Below are 12,138 nucleotides of genomic sequence, written 5' to 3'. Positions count from 1 at the left end.
AAACCACACCTATGAATGCTGTTTTACAACCCTCCGCCTGCTTCCATTGCGGCTTGCCCGTCCCGAGTGGTTCCAGCTGGAACGTCACCATCGACGACGTGCCGCGCGCCATGTGCTGCCCCGGCTGCGAAGCGGTGGCGCAAACCATCGTCGACATCGGCCAGAGCGCGTACTACCGCGACCGCGATGAATACGCCGTCAACGCGTTTGATGCCACCCTGATGCCGCCCGAGCTGCGCCTGTACAGCAATGACGACGCGCAATTCGCGCGCGACGCCAGCAGCTGCGAAGCGACCCTGTCCGTCGAAGGCATCCGTTGCGCCGCCTGCGTCTGGCTGATCGAGCGTCAATTGACGCGCCTGCCCGGCGTGCAGGCGGCCAGCCTGAACGTCGCCACGGAGCGCCTGTACGTGCGCTGGAGCCGTGCCGAATGCGAACCGGGCGACATCCTGCAAGCCGTGCGCCAGGTCGGCTACACGGCCTATCCGTATGATGCCGTGCGCCATGGCGAGCGCCTGCAAAAGGCCAGCAAGACCCTGGGCCGCCAGCTGTTCGTCGCCGGCCTGTCGATGATGCAGGTGATGATGTACGTGGCGCCCGCCTACCTGGCCGAGGATGGCACGCTGGATGACAATATGGCCAGCCTGATGCGCTGGGCCAGTTTGCTGCTGACCTTGCCCGCCATCTGCTATTCGGCCATGCCCTTCTTCCAGGGCGCCTGGGCCAGCCTGCGCGCGCGCACCCTGGGCATGGACGTGCCCGTAGCGCTGGGCATCCTGGCGGCCTTCTTCGGCAGCGTGGTGGCGACCTTCACGGGCCGCGGCGAGGTGTATTACGACTCGGCCACGATGTTCATCTTCCTGCTGCTGTGCAGCCGCTATTTCGAGCTGCAGGCGCGCCGCAAGGCCGCCTCGGCCCTCGAACGCCTGCAGCACGCCTTGCCCGCGTCCGCCTCGCTGATGGCGGGCTTCCCGGACGACCGCGCCACCACCCTGGTGCCGGCCGGCAGCCTGGCCGTCGGTGACGTGATTCTGGTCAAACCGGGCGAGGCGATCGCCGCCGACAGCGTCATCATCGAAGGCACGAGCGCGCTCGATTTGTCCCTGTTGACGGGCGAGAGCGCGGCGCAACGGAGAAAAACGGGAGAACGGGTGCCGGGCGGGGCGATCAACGCCAGCGCGGCGCTCATCTTGCGCGTGCTCAAACCGGCGCGCGAAAGCACCCTGTCCGACCTGTTGAAACTGATCGAGCGGGCCGGCAGCGGCAAGCCGCAGATCGCCCAATGGGCCGACAAGGTTGCCGCCTGGTTCGTGCTGGGCTTGCTGCTGTTTGCCATCGCCGTGTTCGCCTTCTGGAGCTGGCATGACCCGTCGCAAGCGTGGCCCGTGGCCATCGCCGTGCTGGTCGTGTCCTGCCCCTGCGCGCTGTCTCTCGCCACGCCGACGGCGCTGGCGGCCGCCACCGACAGCCTGCTGCGGCGCGGCGTGCTGATCGTCCAGCCGCATGTGCTGGAAACCTTGCACCGCGCCACCCACATCGTCTTCGACAAGACGGGCACCCTGACCCTGGGCCGGCCCGTGCTGCGGCAAACCGAGGGGCTCGGCAGCATGGGCGAGGACGCTTGCCTGCAGGTGGCCGCCGCGCTGGAAGCGGGCAGCGCCCATCCGCTGGCGCAGGCCATCCTGGCAGCGGCAGAGGGCTTGCCAGGACAGCCGCCGCGCGCGCATGCGGAACAATTGCAAGAAGTGCAAGGCCAGGGCCTGGAAGGCATCGTTGACGGCGTGCGCTACCGCCTGGGCAATGCGGCTTTTGTTGCCGCCCTCGCCGGGCCGCCGCTGGGCGACACGGCCGTCGGCATGCAGGGCATGACGCCGCTGTACCTGGGCACGCAGGGGCGCTGGCTGACGCGTTTCCTGCTCAGCGACGCGTTGCGCCCGGAAGCGGCTGACGTCGTCGCGTATTTCCACCGGCGCGGCAAGCAAGTCGTGCTGCTCAGCGGCGACCAGGAAGCGCTGACGCAAAGCGTGGCGACGGAACTGGGCATCAACACGGCGTGCGGCGAATGCCTGCCCGATGAAAAGCTCGATTTCGTCCAGCAATTGCAGGCCACGGGCGCCGTGGTGGCGATGGTCGGCGACGGCATCAACGACGCCGCCGTGCTGAGCGGCGCCGACGTGTCCTTCGCCATGGGTTCCGGCGCCGCGCTGGCGCAGGCGCATGCGGACACGGTGCTACTGTCGAGCCAACTGGTTTCCGTGCTCGACACGGCGAAAACGGCGGCGCGTAGCATGCGCATCATCCGCGAAAACCTGGGCTGGGCAACCCTGTACAATCTGACGGCCATCCCGGCCGCCGCGTTGGGTTTCCTCAACCCCTGGCTGTCCGGCGTCGGCATGGCTGCCAGCTCGGCCGTCGTCATCGCCAACGCCCTGCGCCTGCGGAAAGTCTAATGGAAGCTCTCTACCTCCTCATCCCCTTAAGCGTCGTGGTCGTCTTCATCGCCCTGTGGGTGTACTTCACGGCCTCGGACAGCGGCCAGTTCGACGACCTCGTCGGACCTGGCCTGCGCGTGCTGCAGGATGACGATACGCCGGCCAAGCCAGCACCCGGCGAACCGCCGGCCTGACTTTTTCTCACGCAATACGCTGGCGCCCGCCAGCGCCGGCAAGCGTCTTTTGACACAGGTCAAGCAGCGCTTGCAGGGATCTTATCCGGCTTTTTTGATCGAAATATCACTTTATTTCGATGCCAGTTCGCTACGCTTATTTCATCCGGGGAATTTTGATCCACATCAAAGTTTTTTCCCGGTCAAACACTTACTCTCTGGCCACCATCATAAATAGTAATTCCAGGGAGAGTCTTTGTGGATCAATCGCTGAACTATAACTACAAGATCGTGAAGCAATTCGCGGTCGCTACTGTGGTATGGGGCATCATCGGCATGCTGGTTGGCGTTATCATCGCCGCTCAGCTGGCCTGGCCTGCCCTGAACCTCGACATACCATGGCTGACATACGGACGCTTGCGTCCGCTGCACACGAATGCGGTGATTTTCGCCTTCGGCATCTGCGGCCTGTTCGCTACTTCGTACTACGTTGTCCAACGCACCTGCCAGGTGCGCCTGTTTTCCGACAAACTGGCCGCCTTCACGTTCTGGGGCTGGCAAGCGGTGATCCTGTGCGCCGTCGTCACCCTGCCCTTGGGCATGACACGCGGCAAGGAATACGCGGAACTGGAATGGCCTATCGCCATCCTCATCGCCGTCGTCTGGATCGCCTACGCCATCGTTTTCTTCGGCACCTTGATCAAGCGCAAGGTCAAGCACATCTACGTGGCCAACTGGTTCTTCGGCGCCTACATCCTGGCCGTGACGATTCTGCACGTGGTCAATGGTGCCGTCATGCCAGCCTCGTTCACCAAGTCGTATTCCGCTTATGCGGGCGTGCAGGACGCCATGATCCAGTGGTGGTACGGCCATAACGCGGTGGGTTTCATCCTGACCGCCGGCTACCTGGGCATGGTCTACTACTTCATTCCGAAACAGGCCGAGCGCCCCGTGTACTCGTATCGTCTGTCGATCGTCCACTTCTGGGCGCTGATCTTCACCTACATGTGGGCGGGCCCGCATCACCTGCACTACACGGCATTGCCTGACTGGACGCAATCGATCGGCATGGTCTTCTCGCTGGTCCTCCTGGCACCAAGCTGGGGCGGCATGATCAACGGCATCATGACCCTGTCGGGCGCCTGGCACAAGCTGCGCACCGACCCGATCCTGAAATTCATGATCGTTTCGCTGTCGTTCTACGGCATCGCCACCTTCGAAGGTCCGATGATGTCGATCAAGACCATCAACTCGCTGTCGCACTACACCGACTGGACCGTTGCCCACGTGCATGCGGGCGCCCTGGGCTGGGTGGGCTTCATCACCATGGGTTCGATCTACTACCTGCTGCCGCGCCTGGCGGGCCGCACGCAGATGCACAGCACGCGCCTGGTCGACGTGCACTTCTGGGTGGCCACCATCGGCATCGTGCTGTACATCGCCGCAATGTGGATCGCCGGCGTGATGCAGGGCCTGATGTGGCGCGCGGTCAATCCGGACGGCACCCTGACCTACACCTTTGTCGAGAGCGTGAAAGCGACGTATCCGTACTACGTGGTGCGCGTGGCCGGTGGCCTGCTGTACCTGTCGGGTATGTGCATCATGGGCTACAACACCTGGATGACGCTGCGCGGCAGCAAACTCCCCGTCGCCCGCATTCCGGAACTGAACGCGGCGCACGCCTGATAGGAGCGAAAGCAAATGAAATTTTCACATGCATGGATTGAAAGAAACCCCTGGCTGCTGATCGCCCTGGTCACGGTGGTGATCAGCATCGGCGGCGCCGTCGAGATCGTCCCCCTGTTCTTCCAGAAGAGCACGACGGAACCCGTCGCCGGCCTGAAGCCGTACTCGCCGCTGCGCCTGGCGGGCCGCGACATCTACGTGCGCGAAGGCTGCTACAACTGCCACTCGCAGATGGTGCGTCCGCTGCGCGCGGAAACGGAACGCTATGGCCACTATTCGGTCGCCGGCGAATTCGTCTACGACCGTCCGTTCCAGTGGGGTTCCAAGCGCACGGGGCCCGACCTGGCCCGCGTGGGCGCGCGCTACAGCGACGAATGGCACCGCACGCACTTGAACAACCCGCGCGACGTGGTGCCCGAGTCGAACATGCCGTCCTACCCCTGGCTGGCGAAGACCAAGCTGGTGCCTGACGACATCATGCCGAAGATGCGCGCCCTGAAACGCCTGGGCCAGCCGTACAGCGATGAAGAGATCGCCGCCGGCCCCGCGCAGCTGCAGGACAAGACGGAAGAAGACGCCCTGGTCGCCTATCTGCAAGGCCTCGGTACATTAATCAAAACAAGGAATTAGCATGGCAATCGAAAACCTGTTTGACAGCGCCAGCAGCGTCATGACGGTGGTTTCCTTTACGACGTTCGTGGGCATCCTGTGGTGGACGTTCAGCCGCAGCAACAGCGACTTCGACGCGGCGGCACGCCTGCCGTTCGCCGACGACGCGCTCGACTATCCGGCCGAAGCCGAAATGACCCTGGCGAAGGAGCATAACCATGGCTGACTTTACCAATGGCTTCTGGAATATCTACATCATCGTGCTGTCCCTGCTGGGCATCATCGGCTGCGGCGTGCTGCTGTACTCGCAGTCGAAAATCAAAGTGGTCGAGGGCGCCCCTGCTGACGGCACCACGGGCCACGTCTGGGACGAGGACTTGAAGGAACTCAATACGCCGATGCCGCGCTGGTGGATGTGGTTGTTCTACATCACCATCGTCTTCTCGCTGGCCTACCTGTTCCTGTATCCGGGCCTGGGCAACTATGCCGGCAGCCTGGGCTGGAAATCGACGGGCCAGTACGAGGAAGAGCTGAAGAAGGCGGAAGCCGACTACGGTCCCCTGTTCAACAAGTACCTGAGCCAGGACTTGAAGACGGTGGCCGCCGATCCGCAGGCGCAAGCCATCGGCCAGCGCCTGTTCCTGACCTACTGCGCGCAATGCCACGGTTCGGATGCGCGCGGCAACAAGGGCTTCCCCAACCTGACCGACAAGGACTGGCTGTATGGCGGCGAACCCGACATCATCAAGACCACCATCATGCACGGCCGCAATGGGCAAATGCCACCGATGGGCGCCGCCCTAGGGTCCGAAAAGGATGTCGAGAACGTGGCCCATTATGTGCTGAGCCTGTCCGGCTCGACCTCGGATCCCGTCAAGTCCGTGCTGGGCAAGGCCAAGTTCGGCGCCTGCATGGCCTGTCATGGTGCCGATGCCAAGGGTAACCAGATGCTGGGCGCGCCAAACCTGACGGACAAGACCTGGCTGTACGGCGGCAGCGCCGACACCATCATGGAAACCGTACGCAAGGGACGCAGCAACACCATGCCGGCCTTCAGCGATTTCCTCGGCGAATCCAAGGTACACGTGCTGTCGGCGTATGTCTGGAGCCTGTCGAATCCGCAGGCACCCGCAAAGTAAAAATGGAACCTCAAGTCATCAAGATGTATGCGGCCCGCGAGCAAATCTACCCTCGCGAGGCCAAAGGACGCTACGCTACCTGGCGATGGGTATGCGTATGGCTTACCCAGCTCGCGTTCTACGGCTTGCCGTGGTTGACCTGGAATGGCAGGCAAGCCCTGCTGTTCGATTTGACCACGCGCAAGTTCTACATTTTCGGCGTCGTGCTGTGGCCCCAGGATTTCATCTATCTGGCGGCCCTGCTGATCATCTGTGCGTATTTGTTGTTCCTCGTCACGGCCATTGCCGGGCGGGTGTGGTGCGGGTTCTCTTGCCCGCAAACGGTATACACGGAAATTTTCCTGTGGGTCGAACGCCGCATCGAGGGCACGCGCAGTGCGCGCATGGCCCTCGACAAGCAGGGCCCCTCCGTGCGCAAGGCGTTCAAGAAGACGGCCAAGCACCTGGTATGGGGCGCCATCGCCCTGTGGACGGGCTTTACCTTTGTCGGCTACTTCACGCCGATCAAGGAACTGGCGCAGTCGGTGACCACGCTGAACTTCGGTCCCTGGGAATGGTTCTGGGTCTTGTTCTACAGTCTGGCAACCTACGGCAACGCGGGCTGGCTGCGCGAGCAGGTGTGCAAATACATGTGCCCCTACGCGCGCTTCCAGAGCGCCATGTTCGACCAGGACACTTTGATCATCACCTACGATGCCAAGCGCGGTGAACCACGTGGCGCCATGAGCAAGAAGGCCGGCAACAACGACAAGCTGGGCGATTGCATCGACTGTACCCTGTGCGTGCAGGTGTGTCCGACCGGTATCGATATCCGTAACGGCCTGCAGTATGAATGCATCGGTTGCGCCGCTTGCGTCGATGCCTGCAACAGCGTGATGGACAAGGTCGACCGGCCACGGGGACTGGTACGCTACAGTACCGACCATGCGATGGAAAACAACTTCAATTCGAAGCAGATACGCCAGCGCGCCATGCGCCCGCGCGTCTTGATCTACACTTCCATCCTGGCCCTGATCATCATCGCCGTGTGTACTTCGCTGGCCCTGCGCACGCCCCTGAAAATGGACGTGATCCGCGACCGCGGTTCCATGGGACGCGAAGTGGAAGACGGCATGATCGAAAACGTCTACCGCCTGCAGATCATGAACACGTCGGAGCAAAGCCAGCATTTCAAAATCAGCGCTTCCGGCTTGCCGGGCCTGACCTTGCTGACGCGCGAAGAAGTGACCTTGCAGCCGACGGAAACGCTGGGTTGGCCCATCCGCCTGCGCGTGCCGCACGGCGTGGGAGAGAAGGGCTCGAACAAGATTGCGATCGAATTGCAATCGCTGGACGACCCATCGCTGCATGTGCGTGAAAGCGCGGTATTCATCGTGCCACGTTAACAAGGAAAGGCGGACGGGGACCGGGTGCCCTCGCCGCCGCCACGAAGTTGCAGGAAGGCCGGTCCCCGCACGGGGATTGGCCGTTTACACAGGAGAAATACCATGTCCGACAGTCTGAAACTGCAAGCACCCGTTGCACCGTGGTACAAGCATCGCTGGCCATGGCTGCTGATGATCGGCCCCGGCCTGTCCGTGGTCGTCGGCAGCTTCATGGGCTATATCGCGTTTACGCAGCCCGATGCGCTGGTGGTGGGCGATTATTACAAGCAGGGCAAGGCGATCAACCAGGATTTGAAGCGCGACACGATCGCCAGCGACCTGGCGATGGATACGCGCCTGTCGTATGACGTGGCGCAAGCACGCCTGACCGGTTCCGTGCACAGCTTCGGCAAGGCCTATCAGGCGCCTTTGCAGCTGCACCTGGCGCATGCGACCCTGCCGGAAAAGGATATCAAGGTGCTGGTGCAGCCCGACGCAGCCGGCAATTTTTCCGTGGCGCTGCCGATGCTCGAGCGCAGCCGCTGGCAAGTGCTGGTGGAAAACGACAAACGCGAGTGGCGCCTGTCCGGCATCTGGACCTGGCCCCTGCAGCGCAGCATCGCGCTGCATGCGGACGAGGAACTGTAAGTCTTACTTGCAGACGTCCGTGCCGGCCGTAATGGCTTTTAACTTGGCCGGCTGCAGGATTTCAATTTCCCGATTGGAGACGCGCAGCCAGCCTTCCTTCTTGAACTTCGACAGCAGGCGGCTGACGCTCTCGATGGTCAGGCCCAGGTAGTTGCCGATTTCCTCGCGCGACATGCGCAGCTGGAAATTGCTGCCCGAATAGCCGCGCGCTTCATAGCGCGACGCCAGGTTGACGATGAAGGCGGCAAAGCGCTGCGTCGCCTGCATATTGCCCAGCAACAGCATGACGCTTTGCTCGCGCGTGATTTCCTGGCTCATCATGCGGTGGAAATGGCGCAGCAGGGTCGGCATATTGCCCAGCAATTGTTCCAGGCTGGAAAACGGGATTTCACACACTTCGCTGTCTTCCAGAGCCACCGCATTACAGTGGTGGCGGTCGGCGCTGATGGCGTCCATGCCCAGCAGTTCACCCGCCATCTGGAAGCCCGTCACCTGCTCTTCGCCGCCCGGATTGATCTGGTACGTCTTGAAATGCCCCAGGCGGATCGCATACAGGTTCTGGAACGAGTCGCCGATACGGAACAGCGAGGCGCCGCGCACGATCTTGCGGCGGCGGCCGATGATCTGATCCAGCCTGTCCATATCGCCCACATCGAGGCCCATCGGCAGGCACAATTGATGCATGCTGCAGGTCGAGCATCGCGCACGCAACGCCTCCACGTTCACGGTGGGCAAGGTTGGAGTGAGTAGCGCTTCAGTCATGTCGGTACCTTTTAGAAAATGCAACAACAAGTTTACTGCATACAGCCGCATACAGGGTTGCCGTATGCCAATTTCACCGTAAATTCGGCGAATAAACGACGTCCAGCCTTTAATTATATGGCAACATCGTCAAAAGCCCATCCGGGACGGGCAATTTGCGCGGCGGCGCTTGCCAAGCTGGGGCATTGATAGGAAAATTCCTGACAGCATTATCTGCCGCCTGTGCCGCCCGGTACTGAAAAGGAAATCATGAAGCCTCTCGGCATTAAAGCAAAAGTCGCGCTGGCCACCAGCCTGACCTCGATCGCCATGATCGCGCTGGTCACCATGATCCAGGTGCAGCACATGCGCGACGACTTCACCCGAGTACTGCTGAGCCAGCAATCGTCCCTGATCACCCGCACCGCTGCCGAGCTCGACGACAAGCTGGGCATGCTGCTGCAGATCGTCACCCTGACGGCCAGGCAGCAGCCGCCGGAATTGATCGCCCGGCCCGCCCAATTGCGCGAATACTATTCGCGCCGCTCGATGCTGGTGCTGTTCGATGACGTGCTGGTGCTCGACGCGCATGGCGCCGTCGTGGCCGACATGCCGGAGGTAGCGGGGCGCGCCGGCATCAACGTCGCCGAGCGCGAGTATTTCCAGACCGTCCTGCGCACGCGCCAGCCCATGATCACCGAACCGATGCTGGGCAAGTCGAGCGGCATGCCCATCGTGCAGATGGTGGCGCCCGTGCTGGCCGCCGATGGCCAGGTGGCCGGCGTGGTGATCGGCGTGCTGCGCCTGTACAAGGACAACCTGCTGGGCCGCCTGCGCTCGGAAAAGATCGGCAAGAACGGCTATTACTTCATTCTCACGCGCGGCGCCGTGCCGCGCTACGTGCTGCACCCCGATACCAGCCGCTTGCTGCAACCGCGCAAGCCGAACGCCAACCTGACGACGACCCGGCTGCTGAAGGAAGATGGCGAAGGCAGCATGGTCAGCACCAACAGCCGCGGCATCACGGCCGTTAACAGCTTCAAGCGCCTGAAATCCGTGAACTGGCTGCTGGCCGCCTCGCTCCCCGTCGAGGATGCCTTCGAACCGTTCGATGGCGTGCTGTACCGATTGGTGCTGTGGAGCATCCTCGCCTCGCTGCTGGCCGCCTTTGTTCTGGGCTGGGTCACCGTGCGCCTGCTGTCGCCGCTGGTGCGCCTGCGCGACACCCTGCTGGCCCTGCGCACCAGCGGCAGCCGCTTCACGCCCGTGCCGGTGCAGCAGCGCGACGAGATCGGCGAACTGACGGAAGCGTTCAACGGCCTGATGAGCGAACGCGACCGCCTGCAGCAGGAACTCGAATCGCGCGCGGCGGAGCTGGAACAGGAACGCGACCGGGCCGAGGCGGCCAACCGCGCGAAGAGCGATTTCGTGGCCAACATGAGCCATGAAATCCGCACGCCCCTCAATGCCGTGCTGGGCATGGTGTATCTGCTGGGCAATACCAAGCTCGACACGGAACAGCGCAAGTATCTGACCATGGTCAGAGTGGCGGGCCAGTCGCTGCTGGGCATCCTCAATGACGTGCTCGACTATTCGAAGATCGAGGCGCGGCGCATGGAATTGTCGCCCGTCGAATTCGACCTCGATGAAGTCATGAATACCCTGGCCACGACGATGACGATGAATGCGGGCGAAAAGGAGCTGGAACTGGCCATCGCCGTCGAGCCCGACGTGCCGCGGCGCCTCGTGGGCGACGCCCAGCGCCTGCAGCAAATCCTCGTCAACCTGGCCGGCAACGCCATCAAGTTCACGGAGAGCGGCGAAGTGGTGGTGGCCGTCAGCCTGGCCGAGAGCGAGAGCGGCCGCGCCTGGCTGCGCTTCGAAGTGCGCGACACGGGCATCGGCATGACGGAACTGCAGCAACAGCAGCTGTTTGCCGCGTTTTCCCAGGGCGACCAGAGCATCACGCGGCGCTTCGGCGGCACGGGCCTGGGCCTGGCCATCAGCAAGCAGCTGATCCACATGATGGGCGGCGACATCGCCGTCGCCAGCAGCGAAGGCAAGGGCAGCCGCTTCTGGTTCAGCGTGCCCTTCGAAATGCTGGCGCAGCCGGCCGAAACGCGGCGCACGCCGGCGCTGGGCCAGCTGCGCCTGCTGGTGGCCGACGACAACCGCACCACGCGCGAACTGATCGTCAAGCTGATCGAGGCGTGGGGCTGGCTGGCCGACGAAGTGGACTCCGGTTTTGCCGCCATCGAACTGTACCGCGAACGCCTGGCGCAGCAGCAACCGTACGACGTGGTGCTGGCCGACTGGCACATGCCCGTCATGGATGGCCTGGCCACGGCCAAGGCCATCCGCCAGGCGGCCAGCGGCCAGCGCCAGCCCATCGTCGTGATGGTCAACGCCTTCGCCCGCAACCACCTGGAAGAAATCTCCAGCGCAGCCGAGGCCGATGTCGTGCTGATGAAGCCGATCACGGGATCGAGCCTGTTCGACGCCCTGCACCAGGCGCTGATCGCCAAGGACGACGGCGGCGAGCAGCGCATGCTGCACCAGCCGCTGGGCACGGAACTGGCCGGCGTGCATTTCCTGCTGGTGGAAGACAACCACCTGAACCAGGCCGTGGCGCGCGGCATCCTCGAACACATGGGCGCCACCCTGGACGTGGTGGGCGACGGCTTGCAAGCCGTGGAACGGCTGCGCACGGAAGCGCTGCGCTACGACATCGTGCTGATGGACATGCAGATGCCCGTCATGGACGGTTTCAGCGCCACCCACATCATCCGCACGGAACTGCGCTTGCACCTGCCCGTGATCGCCATGACGGCCGGCGTGCTGGCGTCCGAGCGCGAGCGCTGCATGACGGCCGGCATCAGCGATTTCATCGCCAAGCCCGTGGTGGTGGAAGAGATGATGGAAGTCATCCTGCGCCACCTGCCCAAGCGCCCGCAAGTACAGACGGCCGAGCCGGCACGCGTCGCCGATGAAGAAGTGTTTTCCATGGCGCCGCTGATGCGCGTGATGGGACGCGATGCGAAGGGGCGCGGCGTGCTGCGGCGCATGGTGGAAGACGCGCTGAACAAGGGCATGACGCCCGTGCACGAGGCCGAAACGGCGTTGCAGGCGGGCCGCCACAGCGACGTGGCACGCATCCTGCACAGCGTGCGCGGCTCCGTCGGCACCCTGGGCACGAAACGCCTGATCCGCGCCGCGTTCGCCACCGAGGAAGCCATCGATGCGGGCCGCCTGGACGAGGTGCCGGCGCTGCTGGCGCACACGGCGCAGGAACTGGAACAGGCGCTGGCGGCGGCGGCGGATTGGTTGTCGCGCCTGCAGGATTAAA

The 12,138-nt window shown here is 63.2% G+C and carries 10 protein-coding genes; 9 read left to right on the top strand and 1 reads right to left on the bottom strand.

The genetic code is table 11. From position 1 onward, the window contains the following. Nucleotides 1-11: 11 nt before the first annotated feature. From OX460_RS20445 to OX460_RS20410, 8 genes are all read left to right on the top strand, one after another. Nucleotides 12-2,450 carry a heavy metal translocating P-type ATPase gene (locus tag OX460_RS20445; protein ID WP_289899733.1) on the top strand — a complete coding sequence of 813 codons (2,439 nt, stop codon included), beginning with the start codon at nt 12-14 and terminating at the stop codon, nt 2,448-2,450. Next, nucleotides 2,450-2,626 carry a cbb3-type cytochrome oxidase assembly protein CcoS gene (ccoS, locus tag OX460_RS20440; protein WP_251349659.1) on the top strand — a complete coding sequence of 59 codons (177 nt, stop codon included), beginning with the start codon at nt 2,450-2,452 and terminating at the stop codon, nt 2,624-2,626. Before OX460_RS20445 ends, ccoS begins: the two co-directional genes overlap by 1 nt. Before the next feature lie 237 nt (nt 2,627-2,863). Beyond that, entirely contained in the window at nt 2,864-4,291 is a 1,428-nt protein-coding gene (ccoN, locus tag OX460_RS20435; RefSeq protein ID WP_034782722.1) for a cytochrome-c oxidase, cbb3-type subunit I, read from the top strand. 15 nt (nt 4,292-4,306) lie between these two features. Further along, nucleotides 4,307-4,921, top strand: coding sequence for a cytochrome-c oxidase, cbb3-type subunit II (gene ccoO / locus OX460_RS20430; protein WP_070278467.1), 615 nt, complete (start codon nt 4,307-4,309; stop codon nt 4,919-4,921). A gap of 1 nt (nt 4,922) precedes the next feature. Beyond that, the gene (locus tag OX460_RS20425) at nt 4,923-5,126 is read left to right on the top strand and encodes a cbb3-type cytochrome c oxidase subunit 3 (protein ID WP_034782719.1); all 204 of its coding nucleotides are present in this window, start codon (nt 4,923-4,925) and stop codon (nt 5,124-5,126) included. Continuing rightward, nucleotides 5,119-6,039, top strand: coding sequence for a cytochrome-c oxidase, cbb3-type subunit III (ccoP, locus tag OX460_RS20420; protein ID WP_070278469.1), 921 nt, complete (start codon nt 5,119-5,121; stop codon nt 6,037-6,039). The genes OX460_RS20425 and ccoP overlap by 8 nt, the downstream gene beginning before the upstream one ends. A 2-nt stretch (nt 6,040-6,041) precedes the next feature. Continuing rightward, a complete protein-coding gene (ccoG, locus tag OX460_RS20415) occupies nt 6,042-7,424 on the top strand; it encodes a cytochrome c oxidase accessory protein CcoG (RefSeq protein ID WP_099666002.1) in 1,383 nt (460 codons plus the stop codon). Between the two features lie 102 nt (nt 7,425-7,526). After that, the gene (locus OX460_RS20410) at nt 7,527-8,051 is read left to right on the top strand and encodes a FixH family protein (protein WP_251349655.1); all 525 of its coding nucleotides are present in this window, start codon (nt 7,527-7,529) and stop codon (nt 8,049-8,051) included. A 3-nt stretch (nt 8,052-8,054) separates the two neighbouring features. Here the strand turns inward: OX460_RS20410 and fnr are convergent, their stop codons facing one another. Beyond that, nucleotides 8,055-8,813, bottom strand: a complete 759-nt coding sequence (gene fnr / locus OX460_RS20405) for a fumarate/nitrate reduction transcriptional regulator Fnr (RefSeq protein ID WP_034782711.1) — start codon at nt 8,811-8,813, stop codon at nt 8,055-8,057. Between the two features lie 249 nt (nt 8,814-9,062). On the opposite strand from fnr, the gene OX460_RS20400 reads away from it, so the two are divergent. Further along, nucleotides 9,063-12,137, top strand: a complete 3,075-nt coding sequence (locus tag OX460_RS20400; protein ID WP_289899732.1) for a response regulator — start codon at nt 9,063-9,065, stop codon at nt 12,135-12,137. The last annotated feature ends 1 nt before the right edge of the window (nt 12,138 follow it).

Origin of the sequence: Janthinobacterium sp. SUN033, from assembly GCF_030397595.1 — a bacterium.
GTDB classification, from domain to species: Bacteria; Pseudomonadota; Gammaproteobacteria; order Burkholderiales; family Burkholderiaceae_D; genus Janthinobacterium; species Janthinobacterium kumbetense.
Note: the sequence above shows the minus strand (reverse complement) of the source record. Positions and strands in the feature narration are given on the sequence as shown.